Origin of the sequence: Pseudomonas sp. WS 5412 (assembly GCF_012985615.1) — a bacterium.
GTDB classification, from domain to species: Bacteria; Pseudomonadota; Gammaproteobacteria; order Pseudomonadales; family Pseudomonadaceae; genus Aquipseudomonas; species Aquipseudomonas shahriarae.
Genome location: NZ_JAARMB010000023.1, coordinates 81,504 through 95,892, shown reverse-complemented (window position 1 = coordinate 95,892; position 14,389 = coordinate 81,504). Strand labels below are relative to the sequence as shown.

The 14,389-nt window shown below is 56.1% G+C and carries 18 protein-coding genes; 14 read left to right on the top strand and 4 right to left on the bottom strand.

Going from position 1 to position 14,389, the window contains the following annotated elements; genetic code table 11:
* The first annotated feature begins 287 nt into the window (after nt 1-287).
* The 5 genes from HBR94_RS24360 (at nt 288) to HBR94_RS24340 (ending at nt 4,486) form a co-directional block, all read left to right on the top strand.
* Nucleotides 288-1,409, top strand: a complete 1,122-nt coding sequence (locus tag HBR94_RS24360) for an ISAs1-like element ISPa60 family transposase (protein WP_010455375.1) — start codon at nt 288-290, stop codon at nt 1,407-1,409.
* Between the two features lie 282 nt (nt 1,410-1,691).
* Nucleotides 1,692-2,135, top strand: a complete 444-nt coding sequence (gene msrB / locus HBR94_RS24355) for a peptide-methionine (R)-S-oxide reductase MsrB (protein WP_003464965.1) — start codon at nt 1,692-1,694, stop codon at nt 2,133-2,135.
* A 1-nt stretch (nt 2,136) separates the two neighbouring features.
* On the top strand, nt 2,137-2,676 hold the full coding sequence (msrA, locus tag HBR94_RS24350) for a peptide-methionine (S)-S-oxide reductase MsrA (protein WP_003464967.1): 540 nt from the start codon (nt 2,137-2,139) through the stop codon (nt 2,674-2,676).
* A 140-nt stretch (nt 2,677-2,816) separates the two neighbouring features.
* On the top strand, nt 2,817-3,521 hold the full coding sequence (locus HBR94_RS24345) for a glutathione S-transferase N-terminal domain-containing protein (protein ID WP_003464969.1): 705 nt from the start codon (nt 2,817-2,819) through the stop codon (nt 3,519-3,521).
* Nucleotides 3,518-4,486 (top strand): magnesium and cobalt transport protein CorA, encoded by a 969-nt coding sequence (locus HBR94_RS24340; RefSeq protein WP_003464971.1) that lies wholly within the window; start codon nt 3,518-3,520, stop codon nt 4,484-4,486. Before HBR94_RS24345 ends, HBR94_RS24340 begins: the two co-directional genes overlap by 4 nt.
* 204 nt (nt 4,487-4,690) lie before the next feature.
* Here the strand turns inward: HBR94_RS24340 and HBR94_RS24335 are convergent, their stop codons facing one another.
* Nucleotides 4,691-4,858 carry a hypothetical protein gene (locus tag HBR94_RS24335; protein WP_016487060.1) on the bottom strand — a complete coding sequence of 56 codons (168 nt, stop codon included), beginning with the start codon at nt 4,856-4,858 and terminating at the stop codon, nt 4,691-4,693.
* A 75-nt stretch (nt 4,859-4,933) separates the two neighbouring features.
* Between HBR94_RS24335 and HBR94_RS24330 the strand changes: the two genes are divergently transcribed.
* The 3 genes from HBR94_RS24330 to HBR94_RS24320 all read left to right on the top strand — a co-directional run bounded on the left by HBR94_RS24330 (nt 4,934) and on the right by HBR94_RS24320 (nt 6,803).
* Nucleotides 4,934-5,947 (top strand): zinc-binding alcohol dehydrogenase family protein, encoded by a 1,014-nt coding sequence (locus HBR94_RS24330; protein ID WP_002118279.1) that lies wholly within the window; start codon nt 4,934-4,936, stop codon nt 5,945-5,947.
* Between the two features lie 72 nt (nt 5,948-6,019).
* On the top strand, nt 6,020-6,451 hold the full coding sequence (locus HBR94_RS24325) for a heme-binding protein (protein WP_005006001.1): 432 nt from the start codon (nt 6,020-6,022) through the stop codon (nt 6,449-6,451).
* 58 nt (nt 6,452-6,509) lie between these two features.
* A complete protein-coding gene (locus HBR94_RS24320; RefSeq protein ID WP_010591688.1) occupies nt 6,510-6,803 on the top strand; it encodes a DUF1330 domain-containing protein in 294 nt (97 codons plus the stop codon).
* Between the two features lie 325 nt (nt 6,804-7,128).
* Here HBR94_RS24320 and HBR94_RS24315 read toward each other — a convergent pair whose 3' ends face one another.
* Nucleotides 7,129-7,599 (bottom strand): hypothetical protein, encoded by a 471-nt coding sequence (locus HBR94_RS24315; protein WP_003464979.1) that lies wholly within the window; start codon nt 7,597-7,599, stop codon nt 7,129-7,131.
* 467 nt (nt 7,600-8,066) lie between these two features.
* Between HBR94_RS24315 and HBR94_RS24310 the strand changes: the two genes are divergently transcribed.
* The 5 genes from HBR94_RS24310 to HBR94_RS24290 all read left to right on the top strand — a co-directional run bounded on the left by HBR94_RS24310 (nt 8,067) and on the right by HBR94_RS24290 (nt 10,919).
* The gene (locus tag HBR94_RS24310) at nt 8,067-8,669 is read left to right on the top strand and encodes a sulfite oxidase-like oxidoreductase (protein WP_003464980.1); all 603 of its coding nucleotides are present in this window, start codon (nt 8,067-8,069) and stop codon (nt 8,667-8,669) included.
* Entirely contained in the window at nt 8,662-9,408 is a 747-nt protein-coding gene (locus tag HBR94_RS24305) for a ferredoxin reductase (protein ID WP_002118292.1), read from the top strand. The genes HBR94_RS24310 and HBR94_RS24305 overlap by 8 nt, the downstream gene beginning before the upstream one ends.
* Nucleotides 9,409-9,861: 453 nt before the next feature.
* Nucleotides 9,862-10,134, top strand: a complete 273-nt coding sequence (gene grxC / locus HBR94_RS24300) for a glutaredoxin 3 (RefSeq protein WP_005005995.1) — start codon at nt 9,862-9,864, stop codon at nt 10,132-10,134.
* Between the two features lie 67 nt (nt 10,135-10,201).
* Nucleotides 10,202-10,483, top strand: a complete 282-nt coding sequence (locus tag HBR94_RS24295; RefSeq protein WP_003464986.1) for a DUF427 domain-containing protein — start codon at nt 10,202-10,204, stop codon at nt 10,481-10,483.
* A 169-nt stretch (nt 10,484-10,652) separates the two neighbouring features.
* Nucleotides 10,653-10,919, top strand: a complete 267-nt coding sequence (locus HBR94_RS24290) for a hypothetical protein (RefSeq protein WP_003464988.1) — start codon at nt 10,653-10,655, stop codon at nt 10,917-10,919.
* A gap of 860 nt (nt 10,920-11,779) precedes the next feature.
* On the opposite strand, the gene sdhC is transcribed toward HBR94_RS24290, so the two are convergent.
* A complete protein-coding gene (gene sdhC, locus HBR94_RS24285) occupies nt 11,780-12,154 on the bottom strand; it encodes a succinate dehydrogenase, cytochrome b556 subunit (protein ID WP_005005993.1) in 375 nt (124 codons plus the stop codon).
* Nucleotides 12,155-12,884: 730 nt separating this feature from the next.
* Between sdhC and HBR94_RS24280 the strand changes: the two genes are divergently transcribed.
* Nucleotides 12,885-13,403: a DUF417 family protein gene (locus tag HBR94_RS24280; protein ID WP_003464991.1), complete on the top strand. Its 519-nt coding sequence runs from the start codon at nt 12,885-12,887 to the stop codon at nt 13,401-13,403.
* Between the two features lie 29 nt (nt 13,404-13,432).
* On the opposite strand, the gene HBR94_RS24275 is transcribed toward HBR94_RS24280, so the two are convergent.
* Complete coding sequence (locus HBR94_RS24275; RefSeq protein ID WP_003464995.1) at nt 13,433-14,278, bottom strand: AraC family transcriptional regulator; 846 nt, start codon at nt 14,276-14,278, stop codon at nt 13,433-13,435.
* Nucleotides 14,279-14,389 lie beyond the last annotated feature (111 nt).

The following is a 14,389-nucleotide window of genomic DNA, read 5'->3' as shown; positions in this document are numbered from 1 at the left end:
CGAAGGAGTGGGGGCAACAGCAGCTGCGCTGGTAGACTTATCCACAGTTGCTGGTAACAAAATCAGCAATCCGCCCTGGGTCAAATTTCAATCGGCAGGGTGGGTCAATTTTCCATCAGCGCCAACACACTAAGCAACCATCAGAAAATTTTGACTGTACGCCAAAAAATTCGCATCTACCAGCATCTAAACAGGCGTTGCAGGGCAATCGCATGAACGCCTGCCGATTTGAATGAGTCCTTTCCCAGCGGGCATCCTGAGCGCCTCTCTACTCAGGATGCCCTGCAATGTCGCATCACATACCAATCTCCGATGTTCTGGTCGCCATCAATGATCCCCGTCAGCAGGGCAAGATTCGTCACGACCTGGTCGAAACACTGGTCGTGGCTATCTGCGGCGTGCTTGCCGGCGCTGACACCTTCATCGAAATCGAACTCTGGGCTGAGCAGCGGCTGGACTGGTTCCGCCGTATTCTGAAACTACCCCACGGCATTCCCTCACACGACACCTTTGGACGGCTATTCAGCCTGATCGATCCAGAGGAGTTCGAGCAGGCCTTCCGCTGTTGGGTTGCGGCGATCCTACCGGCCCTTTCTCCGCAAGTGGTTGCCCTAGACGGCAAGACCAGTCGCCGCTCCGGCAAGAAAAACACGGCCCCGTTGCACCTGGTCAGCGCTTTTGCGGCTGATTCAGGGCTGATTCTCGGGCAGAGGGCGACCTCCCAGAAGTCCAACGAGAAGACCGCCATTCCTGAGCTGCTGGCCACACTGGCGCTTGAGGGCTGCACCGTGACGATCGATGCCATGGGTACCCAGCCGGACATTGCACAGGCCATTCTCGATCGCGGGGCGCACTATCTGCTGGCCATCAAGGGAAACCAGCCGAAGCTGGCCGAAGCGATCGATGACTTCGCTGACACCTTTTTGGACGGCGATCCTGCCCGGGTACCCCATGCGCACTTCGAGCATGTCGAGAAGGACCATGGCCGGCTGGAGGTTCGTCGCTGCCATGTTTTCGACCAACTCCAGTGCCTGCCACAGCCAGAACGCTGGCCAGGACTGCGCACTTTCGTGATGCTGGAGTCCGAGCGGACTGTGGGCAACCAGACCAGCCTGGAGCGCCGTTACTACATCAGCAGTCTTGCTCCGGATGCAGAGCGCATCGCACATGCCATCAGGGCGCACTGGGGCGTGGAGAACCGCGTCCACTGGTGCATGGATGTCATTTTTGGTGACGATCAGATGCGGATCCGAACCGGGCATGCTGCCCACAACATGGCCGTTCTCAAGCAACTTACATTGAATTTGATCCGGTTGGATCCGGTCAAGCGCAAGGGTGGCATCAAGGCACGAAGGCTGATTGCTGCAACCTCTGATGATTATCGGGCTGAACTATTAGGTCTCAGGTGAGCTTCATGCGATTGCCTTGACAGGCGTTGTTGATTATCATAAAACACTGACACTGTATTATATAATCGTGCTTTTGTGTTATTTTTTTAATATTTACTGATTACGTACTTGCTTAACCACTCAGTTGCGCTAGAACTAATAGACGCGAAATTTAAATCTCTAATTTTCCAACACTTAGTAAAACCTCGTTTGCCATCCCACTACCATTGTAGGAGCAAATCAGGAGACATAAAAAATTAGCGGTAGCGTGCCTGGCCCTCTAGATAAGTATTGGAGACTGTAATGAAGTTTGAAAAGTCACAGACAGCAATCGACCACCTGACTCCCGAGCAACACCGAATTACCCAGGAGGCGGGCACCGAAAGGCCCTTCACGGGCGAGTACAACGACAACAAGGAGCCTGGCATCTACGTCGACATAGTGTCGGGAGAGCCACTGTTCGCTTCGACGGACAAGTTCGATTCGGGTACTGGCTGGCCCAGCTTCACCAAGCCGATCGTTTCGGCAAACGTGAACGAGGTGCGGGACAGCGCACACGGCATGGTCCGGACGGAGGTCAGGTCAGTACACGCAGACAGTCATCTCGGCCATGTGTTCCCCGATGGTCCTTCCGACCGCGGCGGTCTGCGGTACTGCATCAACTCAGCGTCCCTTCGCTTCATCCCGCGCGACGAGATGGAGTCCGAGGGATACGGTGAATATCTCGATCAAGTAGAGGAGGCTTAACATGCATCAGCGCGCTGTTCTCGCAGGAGGATGTTTCTGGGGCATGCAGGATCTGATCCGCAAGCGGCCCGGCATCATCTCGACCCGTGTGGGTTACACGGGCGGCGATATTCCGAACGCCACGTATCGTAATCACGGCACGCATGCCGAGGGGATCGAGATTGTCTTCGACCCGACAGTGACGAGCTACCGGAACATCCTGGAATTCTTCTTCCAGATCCACGATCCGACGACGCTGAACCGCCAGGGCAATGATCGTGGGCTCTCCTACCGGTCGGGCATCTATTATGTCGACGAGGAGCAGAAGCGCGTCGCCGAGGATACGATCGCCGATGTGGATGCCTCGGGGCTGTGGGATGGCAAAGTGGTGACCGAGGTCCAGCCGGTCGGCGAGTTCTGGGAGGCCGAGCCCGATCACCAGGATTATCTGGAGAAGCGCCCGGGCGGCTACACCTGCCACTTCGTCCGTCCCGGCTGGGTGCTTCCGAAGCGCCAAAAGGTTGACGACGTACAGCCAGCGGCCGGGACCGCGGCGGAATAGGCTTCACTGCCGTTGCCACTGCGCCGATCCGGTCCGCAATCTTCGTGACCGCGTCGTTCAGCGACGCGGTCATCGAACCCTACTTCAGAGTGACGGCTCGTTCCAGTCAGTCGCCATCGCAACACCAGGATCGCAGATTTATGCCAGACCTCTCGTCCTTTCCGATCACGCAGCGCTGGCCGGCATCTCATCCCGATCGCCTGCAACTCTACGCAGCCCCTACGCCCAATGGCGTCAAGGTCTCGATCATGCTTGAGGAGACTGGCCTGGCGTACGAGCCCCACCTGATCGACATCTCGAACAACGAGTCGAAGGATCCGGCGTTCGTGTCGCTGAACCCGAACGGACGCATACCGGCGATCATCGATCCGGCTGGCCCTGACGGTAGACCCATCGCCTTATGGGAATCCGGTGCGATCCTCCTCTATCTGGCCGACAAGACGGGTCAGTTCATCTCCACCGAACCAGGCCAGCGTTACGAGACCCTAGCGTGGGTGTTCTTTCAGATGTCGGCCATCGGGCCGATGTTCGGTCAGCTCGGCTTCTTCCTGCGATTTGGCGGCAAGGACTATGAGGACAAGCGGCCGCAACAGCGCTTTATCGACGAATCCACGCGTCTGCTGGGGATTCTGGATCGCCGGCTGGAAGGCCGCGACTGGATCGTCGACGACTATTCGATCGCGGACATCGCGACGCTCGGCTGGGTGAATGCGCTGGTGGAATTCTACGCTGCGGGTGACATCCTTGGCCTCAGCAGCTTTTCGAACGTCCGCGCATGGCTTGGACGCGGGCTGGCTCGACCGGCCGTCCAGCGTGGCCTCCACATTCCCGCGAGGCCAGCATGAGCATCATCGCCGCCTATTATTACAACGAAGGCAAGCGAGTTCGCGAAATCGCGCTCGATGAGCACGTCAAGTTGGGCGAGAGTCGCTCGGGCTTCTGCTGGATCGCGCTTAGCGAACCCACCCCCGAGGAACTACTCGCGATCCAAAGGACATATAATCTTCATCCGTTGGCGATCGACAACGCGATGCACCCGCTGTGCCCGCCCAAGCTCGAGGTCTACAACGATGAGTTGTACGTCGTCGCGCAGACCGCCGAGCTGGTCGGCGACCGGATCAGCTACGGCAAGATGGCGATCTTCACCGGTCACAATCACCTTATCACCGTGCGGCACGGCAATGCCGGAGCGCTGGGCAAACTTCGGGAGCAACTCGAGGCATCGCCGACGCAGTTCGGCAAGGGTGTCGACTATGTGCTGCACGCGATCTTGCATCGCGTGGTCGACCAGTATCTGCCCATCTTCGAAATGATCGAGGACGACGTCCTGGCGATGGAGCGACGGTCGCTGCACGATTTCCTCGGGCCAGAAGAGGTGGCGCGAATCTTCGAACTAAGGTCCGAACTCACGCGGTTCCAGCGCACGCTCGGGGCTATGGCCGAGCTGGTGCGAAAGCTCGTTCGCGGCCACTTTCCCTGCATCAGCGCCGAAATGACACCATATTTCCACGACGTCGCGGACCATGTCCACCGCGTGCAGTCCATGGTCGACGGCCTCCTGCTTGTCCTGTCCACGGTCTTTGAGGCCAGCAGCCTTCTTGAAGCGCAAAGGACGGGGGTGATCACCCGCCAGCTGGCGGCTTGGGCGGCAATACTGGCAGTCCCGACGGCGATCGCTGGAATATACGGCATGAACTTTAAGCACATGCCGGAGCTGGACACGGCCTACGGATACTTTGTCGTGCTCGGAGTGATAGCGATATCGTGCGTTTTCCTATTTGTGCGCTTCAAGAAGGCTAAGTGGCTGTGAATACTGCCCATCGTTTTCTTCGCCGTCATCTGACGGTTACAGCGGGCCTTATACGGAAGCTTGTCCAATCCAACTCAAGATGAAGGTGCGTCCATGACATAGCAGCTGACCGACGCTCTACAAGCAGTTCAGTCCTTCATCGCCAAGGGCTAAGACCGCGAATAGCGCGTCAAGGACAGCAATCTCGTCGATCTCGAGCCAGGATCAACCATCGGTCCGTGCGGCATCTGCGTCGACGCGGCGTTTCGCCTCGGAAGCGGTGATGATGGCGATAACGCCTCCACCCTCTACGCGATCACCGATCCGGCGACCGAGCATAAGGGCCTGTTGATCGACGTGTTCGATGAAATCTGCTACCGCGACCCAGTTCAAGAGTCGGGACCTCAATGTAGAAGAAGTTGACTAACGAGCATTCGCGTCATCCGATCAAGCAAGCTGGAGACATTTATGAAAGCCATTGGTTACAAGGTTCCGGGACCCATCGCCGCGGATGCCGCGCTGGTCGACATCAATCTGCCTCGGCCTGTCGCTGCAGGATACGATATCCTGGTTGAGGTGAAGGCCGTCTCGGTCAACCCGGTCGACTACAAGGTCCGCAACAGCACGCCGCCGGCAGATGGCGATTGGAAGGTGCTGGGATGGGATGCCGCCGGGATTGTGCGCGAGGTCGGCCCCGACGTCACGCAGTTCGAGTTAGGCGACGAGGTCTATTATGCCGGATCGATCACACGGCCCGGTACCAATGCGGAGTTCCATCTCGTCGACGCCCGGATTGTCGGTCACAAACCTGCGTCGCTCTCCTGGGCGGAAGCGGCGGCGCTGCCGCTGACGACGTTGACGGCCTGGGAGGCGATGTTCGACCGCCTGGACGTGGCGAAGCCCGTACCCGGTGCGGCGGAGGCGATCCTCATCATCGGTGGCGCGGGCGGGGTTGGGTCGATCGCCGTCCAGATCGCGCGACAGCGCACGGACCTCACCGTCATCGCCACAGCCTCTCGACCGGAAACCCAAGAGTGGGTAAGAGGGCTTGGAGCTCACCACGTCATCGACCATTCTCGTCCGCTCGCGCCACAGATCGCCGAACTCGGCATCGGTGCTCCCGCTTTCGTCTTTTCGACCACACATACCGAGCAACATGTCGCCGACATCGCCGAACTGATCGCCCCACAAGGACGGTTCGGACTGATCGACGATCCCAAGGCATTCGATATCATGGTTTTCAAGCGCAAGGCGGTGTCGATCCACCACGAGCTGATGTTCACGCGGTCGATCTACGGCACGCCCGACATGAATGAGCAGGGCGAGATTCTGGATGCGATGGCAGCGCTGGTTGACGACGGCAAAATCCGCACGACGCTGACCCGGCGACTGTCGCCGATCAATGCCGCCAATCTGAAGACGGTGCATGCACTGATCGAAAGTGGCGCGGCTAAAGGCAAGATCGTCCTCGAAGGCTTCTAACGACCGCGATCGCCAAACATCTTGTCCAACCTCAAAAAGCCGAACGGGTTATGCCCCAGCGATGAGAATCCCATGACCAAATCTATTGCCACCGCCTCGATCAACCGCGAAACCGCAGTCGCCCTCATCGACGCGGCGCTCGCTGCGGCCCGTGCCATCGGCATCCCGGCTGCCGTCGCCGTCGTCGACGCCACCGGTAACCTGCGCGCGTTCGAGCGCACCGACGATGCGCCGTTCCTTACCGTCGATGTTGCCATCGACAAGGCCTGGAGTTCCGCCTCGTTTGGGTTCCCGACCCATGTCTGGAACGACTATGTGACCAACGATCCAAAAGTGGCGCCGCTAGCCTATCGCCCTCGGATGGTCGCTGTCGGCGGCGGTTATCCGATTCTGGAGGATGGGAAGTTGATCGGCGGCATAGGCATCTCCGGAGGCAACTATCAGCAGGATCAGGATGCGTGCGTCGAGGCACTCATGAAAATCGGGTTCCAGTTGCCAGCCTGACGACTGTGAGGCCATCACCGGTGGTAATGGCCAACAGATCCAACCTTTGAGAGGCCTAATGATGGAAGCGTTCGTCGTCTTTACGCGGGAAGAAACCAGCGACCCACATGCACTCGCAACCTATTCTGCAGGCGTCGGACCATCGTTCGATGGTCACGACGTTACCTTTCTCGCCGCTTATGGCGCGATCCAGCATTTGGAGGGGCCGCCCATCGAAGGGGCCGTAATCTTGCGTTTCCCGACGATGCAGGCCGCTCGCGACTGGTATGACAGTCCCGCCTACCAAACCATCGCTGCTCAACGCTTTGCCGGTTCCCGTTACCGCGCCTTTATCATTGAAGGGCGGCGGTGACATACCGACAGAAGCACTTCGGCGCTGACCACGAGGTATCGGCGTGTGAACTCGCATCTTGGGAATCTGTGGGGGGGACCAAGACAGCGGCGCTAGGGGCTCATATCGTCGATCGGATCAGAGAGTTGCTCGGCGAGAATGGGTTATCTATTGCCGAGCTGACGGAGCGGAGCCGCCCTCTCCCAGCGGATTGATTCAATCGTTGACGCTCCTCCTATCCGGATCCGGGTTTTCGCACGCTGATCAACAGAGTTACAGCGCGCAACGCCTGTAGTGGGCATCAGGGGATGGGTGGCAATCAGGATGATTGCCCACCTTCCAACGATTAACCTTGCTCAAGTTGCTTCACTAGTCGCTCCGCGTCGAGATGGAAGTCCGAGAAAACAATGCTACCGCCAGCGTCGATAACCGTAAACCACGGAGTTCCTCGTGTGCGGTAGTCTTCCATGAAGGTTGGAAACGGCGAGCCGGTCGGTTGCTCGTCGTGACCGAAAACGATAGGAAGCTCATACTTGAGCTGGTTCACGCGCAACTTCTCGAAGGTATTCTCATGCGTTCCTTCGAAGACGGTCTGGATCACTGCGAACCCCACGTCTTTTGAGCTCAACGCTGCATGCAACTTTTGTAGCGTCGGAAACCCATGCAAATGGCAACCTTGGCACCAATGCTGGAAGGCAAACAAGATTTTCGGGCCGGGCCCGATATCTGACAGTTTGAACGGCGCGATACTTTCCCCATCTTTGCCAATCCATTTTTGCACCCGCAGCTCAGGCGCTTGTCGTTCGATCTCGTTCATCTGATCCTCCAACCCCGATACAGAAGCTTAGTGGATGATCGCGCGTCGCGACGGTGCGCGAACGTCCGACCTTATTTTCCCTATTTCCTGAAGCCAGAATAGATCAGATCGACATTTCGTCCTTAATATACTCAAGCTGCCGGCGAGCGCGAACTGGGCAACCATGCGCTGGTGAGCCTTGAGCTTTGCACGCTGCCCATCCGTTTGAGAGCGAACCTGCAACTTCCGCTCCGCATACCGCAGATCAGCGTACGCAGCCTTGGGGTTATCTACCCTATAGCCATTGGGTATTGGGAATCATGCTGGCCTGACGCTATGTTCGATACGCGATTTTTTACGATGATAGAGCATCTGTATCTGATTTTTAGTCGATTGGCTTATTCGGCGGATGTGCGGGCAAATGCTTTACGCAGAGTACTGAAATGAAGGCCGGCTTCGGTCTGCCGTATCGAGCAAGAGGGGTCACTATGGTCACCAGAGGTTTCACCGGTCGCGGTTCAGGCGACCAGTCCGATCGGATTCCGCCAGGTCAGCATCTGGTGGAGGATTTCCCTGTTCTGTCGGCCGGCCCTACGCCGAGGGTAGAGCCCTCCGACTGGAAATTCACAGTCAAAATTGGTCCGAAGCCCGTCAAAACGTGGAATTGGGGCGAATTCAACACTCTACCAAAGACCCAGGTGACAAAGGATATTCACTGCGTCACCTCTTGGTCCAAACTGGATACCGTTTGGGAGGGTGTACTCATTGAAGACATCCTTGCAGATGCAGAGCTTGATCGGCCTACCGATTTCGTCTTGGCGCACTGCTACGATAATTATTCGACAAACGTCCCTCTGACGGATCTGCTTTCCGGGAAAGCGATGGTCGCCCTCAGTTATGCGGGCAAGCCACTTTCCCGCGATCATGGGGGGCCGGCGCGTCTTCTAGTGCCGCACCTTTACTTCTGGAAATCCGCCAAATGGGTGAATGCGCTGCAATTCACGACGCGTGACGAGGCCGGCTTTTGGGAGCTGCACGGCTATCACATCTACGGCGATCCGTGGCGCGAACAACGATACACCCATGACTGAAAACGAAGCGCAAGTCCGTTCGTGGCAATCATGCGTGATCGACGACATCATCCAGCAAACACCGAGTATCAAGAGCTTCTTCCTTCGGTTGAGCAAGCCGTTCGCGCACACCGCAGGTCAGCACGTCGATATCCGGCTGACCGCGCCCGACGGCTACAGTGCAATGCGCAGCTACTCGATCGCGTCATCGGCAGTTTCGACCCCGATCGTCGAGATAGCTATCGAGCGCATGCCGGATGCCGAAGTTTCGCCGTTTTTTCACGACATCGCGGCGATTGGTGACGAAATCGAAGTTCGCGGTCCGCTCGGTGGCCATTTCCTTTGGCCTGAGCCTGCCATAGATCCGGTTCTGTTGATCGGGGGAGGCTCCGGCCTCGTGCCGTTGATGGCAATGATCCGGCAGCGCCGCGCATTGGCCCAAGCCGTTCCGACAGCGTTGCTCCTGTCCGCACGAACCGCCGAGGACGTTCTCTTCTCAGAAGAACTTCATTGCATCGAAATCAGCGATCCGGCGTTCGTCCTGGCGCTCGCGATTACGCGCGAGAAACCGGTTCGCGCATCGGACTTTGCGCGACGGATCGACGGCATGATGGTCCAAGAAATTCTAACCAGGCTTCAGGGAAAGCCGACGCAAGTGTTCGTCTGCGGGTCTAACGGATTCGTCAACATCGCAACCGATAGCGCGCTGCTGGCGGGCTTGGACGCCTCCATCATCAAGACGGAGCGCTACGGGGGCTAGCGGCGCGAGCTATCTCACGTCGCGCCGATCGTAGACGTGCGCCCTGGGAAGCTTTGGCGATCAACGTGAACCGTTTTGCCGAACACAGTCTTCGTACCCCCCGGCCTCTAGAACGCCTTCGCTCGCGATACCTGGCTCGACATCAAGCTCAATTTGAAAGTTCCTGCACTATCCGTCGTCCTGATATGCTCGACCAGCATGATGGGCGATTCGAGCGGGACCGCTTCCGTCCCAATCGAGGCTCGGTTACCTTAGAGCATCGGCTCGGCGCTACAGGAGGCGCGTGCGGCCTCTGCCTGGCGGTGAAAGCACTTTGGGCCATGTCGCCTGGATAGCGGCCAATCGTCAGCATCTGCTCCGATGTCGGCCAAGGTGCAGTCGCCATCTTTGAACGCCGCGAATTGGAGATCAACGCCATGACAGCGATCCGCGTGCAACTGCCGGAGATGCAATATGACAACTGATGTATTGCTGTACACCACGAATTGGTGCCCGTTCTGCCGCCGAGCGAAGGCGCTCCTCAAGGAAAAGGGCGTGCGATGGAAGGAGCTCGATATTGAGGCGGATCCGGCTCACCGGCAGGCCATGGCGGAAGCGTCGGGGCGAAGCTCCGTGCCGCAGATCTTCATCAATGGCACCCTTATCGGTGGCTCCGATGAGCTATTCGCGCTCGATGTCAGAGGCGAGCTCGACAAACTTCTCGGGCGCAACCCGCCTGCCACCTGAGGAGGTGCGGCTTGGGGCAGCCAGCCCGCGAGCCTTCGCCGGTTGATGAATACAAAAGGAGAGTCCGTTGGTCTCAGCCATCTGGAAAGACACTACTATCGCCACAAGCGACGAAACAGTCATCGTCGAGGGAAATCACTACTTCCCACCGTCAGGAGTCGACCTGAGCCTGCTTGAGATGAGCCCGCACACATCTGTCTGTCCGATCAAAGGCGCCGCGCGCTTCTTTCATGTTCGCGCGGGTGACGCGCTCAACGTGAACGCCGCTTGGACCTATCCCGCCCCCACTCCGGATGCCGAGGGTATCCGGGATTACATCGCTTTCTGGAAAGGCGTGGACGTTGCCTAGCAGACTGGACGGACGACTTCGCTGATAGCCATGCGGGCGCCGACATCTCAATTATCCTGCCCACCCCGGGCCTCGTCGGCTGCAGGAATCTGCCCGGCACCTTAGCGCGACCCGGCACTGGCGGTCTCGCACCCGCCGCGCCTCTGTTCTATCAATAAGGATGGATGACATGGAGCATTCCGAGTTCGATGCCGCTTTCGCGAAGCTTGCGGAGGGATACAGAGAAGGGACTTATGAAGGCCGGCGTTTCAGCTTGATCGTCCGGCGATCTGGGGACGGACGTCGCAACAGTCTGTTCGCCAGGGAGTTGGACGGGACTGACATTGTCAGCTTCAACCTCTTCCGCGTTACATCAGATAGGACATTGTTGAAGCCGTGCGAAATGTCCGCCGAAAAGGTCGTAGCGTTCGTGCTGGAGTTCCGACCGGACACCTGACGGGCAGAAGAAGATCCCGGCCAACCGGCGCGCCTGCGACGGCCGGCTATCTAAGGCTGCGCAAGCCTATAGCCGCAGCTCATTGCACTTCGTCTGGCGAGGAATTCAACATCGATACGTCGCCATCCGCGGGGATATCGGTACAGGCGCCCGTGTAAGCCAGATTGAGAAATCCTAAGCGATGACTAACACCAATGACGCCACCCTTCCGACACATTCTATTCTTGAGGAATGCACAGCGATGGCTGTCGTCAACGCTCTGAAGATTATTCTGAAGAACAGCTACGCGATCTACCTTAAGACAAAAAATGCCACTCGGGCGCATCCCGCCCCTACTTCAGGGACTTTCACTTGCTTCTCGCTCTGTCACTCACAGCATCGGCACGCCCATGACGCATGGTATCCAGGCCTCATAATTTTCCCATATAACCTTCTTGTCTTTTGCGCACCCAGAAAGACTCGAGGCTTTAACTGGACAGATGAGCCCTCGAGGGTAGTGTTCACCTGATTGGCTTTCTCATATCTGATGTTGATTCGCACAGTGTGCCAACCAGGTGATAGTTTCAAAAAACCTGCGCTTCAGAGCGAATTAGACGATCTTCGATAAGAGCGATCCGCCTCAAAACCCAAAACATCTAACATTGTCCTAGAGCCATATTTGTACCTAGTACTATGGCGCTCCCATTAACACATTTGATGATGCACAGAAAACTTAGCTCATGATAGCTTTCAGCTAACAGCTATTCGGAAGCCCGAAAGGATTCAACCGTTTAAGCGTGAACCGTCGATTATAAATACTTTCGTAAGTTAGCTTTAAAGGACGCTTTTAGTCCTTGTAAATACGCATTACGACTCCACAGCTACCAAATCCATACGGCGCCAGCAACCATTAAAACACCCGACACTACTAAAACAATAGTAGAGGCGCGATTGCTGCCTTTCAAAGTATGACCAACACCCACATCCATAACTAGGTGTCGAATTCCGGCTACGAGATGATAAATAAATGAAGAGTATACCAACCAGAAACTAACTTTGCCGAAAGGTGAAGAAAAAATCTCCTTGACTTCATTAAAACCCTTTTCTGACTCCAACGATTTGCTCAGCATATACAGTATCAGTCCCAGAAAAATAAAGAGCATAATTCCTGAAATCCGGTGCAGAATCGATGTAAGCGCCGTGAGAGGAAGCTGAATGGTTCGAATATCAAGATTAACCGGCCGCTTTTTATTCATTTTGACTCCAGTCAACAATTCTAGTGGGGGATTTCAGTTTTCGATCTCATTCATCATAGCAGCTGTAACTAAGGCTGGCGGCGACAATAATGGAGATATTCGGGGCTTACGTTGCATTTTGAGGTCGCAGGTGCATGTGCGTAAATTGAAGCAAATTGCAAGGTTATGCCCAATAGGTAGCTAGCTTATTAATTTAACAAAAGTGACGTGTGTCGTTCTGCAGGGCATGCTGTTCCCCAACCCTGGAAAACCTATCCTCTTTAACACGTCAAAGTCGATTGATAGGCTTGCTGCAACAGCTATCTGCCCGGTTGAAGTCGAAGATCGATGTATCTGTAGGGTTTGGAAATAAATGCGGGCGCCCACCGCACTCACGGCTCAGTTACCATTCTTTGTGCATCGCGGCCGCGCGGCTAGTTGGTAGCTGTTCTAAGCCTAGTCAGTGCCGCCCTTCGCCCCAAGCCCCATAGTCAGATTTGAGAAATGACAGTAGGCGATGCCGCAACGCGCTTCATCGACCTATGTAAAACGACTCCTTTATCGAAATAGTGCACTCATCGCTCTCCACGGCGATCCCTTCATCGCGAATTGCACCGCCCAAGACGATCTGCACTGAAATCAATACTTTCTGATGCCTCTTGATTAGAGATGCCAGCCATAATCATCTCATCGCCAACGCATACGGCGTTCGGCAGCCAACACACTCTCACTCACTACTGGAAGCTCAGACATGAAAACCATAGGCATTGAAAACTCGAAGTCCAGCGTACAGGCCCACTTAACGCTTGGAACCAAAACTATGGGGCTAGGTATCTATGGCGCGTACTTGGCTCTCGCTATTATTTACTTCTGGTTCGGCGGCATGAAATTTACCCACTACGAGGCCGAGGGCCTGGTTCCACTGGTGAGCAACAGCCCGCTTTTGGGATGGGTGTATAGCATTTTTTCGGTCGACATGTTCTCCAGCCTGCTCGGCATACTAGAGATTTCGATCGGCACTCTGATCGCAGGCCGCATGCTGTCGCCCAAACTATCCGTGGTAGGAGGCGCTCTGTCTGCAGGCCTGTTCTTCACAACCCTTAGCTTTATGTTTTCCACTCCGGGCGTCATTGAGCCTAGTTTAGGGTTTCCGGCGATTTCCGTTGCGCCAGGTCAGTTTCTGCTTAAAGACTTAGGGTTGCTTGCTGTTTCGATATTTGTGGCAGGCCATTCGCTGGTTGAACTGGAAAAACGTAAAATTAATGCATAATTTTTTCAATGGCTTAAGGCAGTAATGCCTTAGGCCTTTTTGCCATCATTTTCCCCCGCCAGATCTTTCAACCAGTCACGAGGGCTCAACCCCGTCTTGCGTCTAAATGCGCGAGACAGCGCCGAAGGACTTTCGTAGCCGACTTGAGCTGCAATCAGCGTAATCGAGCGCCCTTCTCGCATCAGCTTCTGAGCCAGGCTAACTCGCCAACTCAACAAATAATCAGCAGGCGTCTGTCCGATGACACTCTTGAAATGCACGGCATACGCAGCGCGTGACATATTTGACTCACTGGCCAGCTCTGCTATTGACCAGGCATGTTCCGGGGAGTTGTGCATCTGTAAAAGCGATCGGGCAAGCCGCATGTCGGCCAGTCCAGCCATCATTCCGGTGCGCAACTGGTGATGATCGAGCAGGTAACGGAGCAACAGAATGATTAGGAGCTCAAATAAGCGCTCAAGCGCGGCTTCCCTTCCACAATGCACATTTGCCGCCTCGGCAAACATCCACTCCAACGTGTCTGCCAGCATGGGCAGATCATCGAGTGCGAGCACCAAACAGTCCGGTAATGAAGCCGACAAAGGATTATCAATTCCGCCCTCAAACTCCATGGAAGCACACAACAACTTTGCGCCATCGGACTCACCCGCAAACAATTGATGCTTGGCGGGGCGTGGCATAAAAATCAAGCTAGGGCGAGTGAGCTGCAAATCCTTGCGATCGGGACCAAGCAACGTCACGCTGCCGGCCTGAAGCAGATGGATATAACCTCGCCGCTCGGCGCCATCGTAAGATGCAGAGCCGCATAGGTCGCCGTCATAGAACAGATTGGCCCGCACGCCGAACCGCGAGAGCAAATTAGACAAACGATCCATTGGCCGATCCTTGACGAGTCAGAACGCACAGACCATACCATCTGCGTTGTCGTTCAGTGCCTGTAGCGAACATGCCGGCGTAAATCAGCCAACGGATAAAGTGATCACTGA

What these genes read in the sequence shown, in the direction of transcription:
- HBR94_RS24360 (WP_010455375.1), top strand. Translation starts at nt 288, where the DNA reads ATGTCGCATCACATACCAATCTCCGATGTTCTGGTCGCCATCAATGAT.
- msrB (WP_003464965.1), top strand. Translation starts at nt 1,692, where the DNA reads ATGAAGTTTGAAAAGTCACAGACAGCAATCGACCACCTGACTCCCGAG.
- msrA (WP_003464967.1), top strand. Translation starts at nt 2,137, where the DNA reads ATGCATCAGCGCGCTGTTCTCGCAGGAGGATGTTTCTGGGGCATGCAG.
- HBR94_RS24345 (WP_003464969.1), top strand. Translation starts at nt 2,817, where the DNA reads ATGCCAGACCTCTCGTCCTTTCCGATCACGCAGCGCTGGCCGGCATCT.
- HBR94_RS24340 (WP_003464971.1), top strand. Translation starts at nt 3,518, where the DNA reads ATGAGCATCATCGCCGCCTATTATTACAACGAAGGCAAGCGAGTTCGC.
- HBR94_RS24330 (WP_002118279.1), top strand. Translation starts at nt 4,934, where the DNA reads ATGAAAGCCATTGGTTACAAGGTTCCGGGACCCATCGCCGCGGATGCC.
- HBR94_RS24325 (WP_005006001.1), top strand. Translation starts at nt 6,020, where the DNA reads ATGACCAAATCTATTGCCACCGCCTCGATCAACCGCGAAACCGCAGTC.
- HBR94_RS24320 (WP_010591688.1), top strand. Translation starts at nt 6,510, where the DNA reads ATGATGGAAGCGTTCGTCGTCTTTACGCGGGAAGAAACCAGCGACCCA.
- HBR94_RS24315 (WP_003464979.1), bottom strand. Translation starts at nt 7,599, where the DNA reads ATGAACGAGATCGAACGACAAGCGCCTGAGCTGCGGGTGCAAAAATGG.
- HBR94_RS24310 (WP_003464980.1), top strand. Translation starts at nt 8,067, where the DNA reads ATGGTCACCAGAGGTTTCACCGGTCGCGGTTCAGGCGACCAGTCCGAT.
- HBR94_RS24305 (WP_002118292.1), top strand. Translation starts at nt 8,662, where the DNA reads ATGACTGAAAACGAAGCGCAAGTCCGTTCGTGGCAATCATGCGTGATC.
- grxC (WP_005005995.1), top strand. Translation starts at nt 9,862, where the DNA reads ATGACAACTGATGTATTGCTGTACACCACGAATTGGTGCCCGTTCTGC.
- HBR94_RS24290 (WP_003464988.1), top strand. Translation starts at nt 10,653, where the DNA reads ATGGAGCATTCCGAGTTCGATGCCGCTTTCGCGAAGCTTGCGGAGGGA.
- sdhC (WP_005005993.1), bottom strand. Translation starts at nt 12,154, where the DNA reads ATGAATAAAAAGCGGCCGGTTAATCTTGATATTCGAACCATTCAGCTT.
- HBR94_RS24280 (WP_003464991.1), top strand. Translation starts at nt 12,885, where the DNA reads ATGAAAACCATAGGCATTGAAAACTCGAAGTCCAGCGTACAGGCCCAC.
- HBR94_RS24275 (WP_003464995.1), bottom strand. Translation starts at nt 14,278, where the DNA reads ATGGATCGTTTGTCTAATTTGCTCTCGCGGTTCGGCGTGCGGGCCAAT.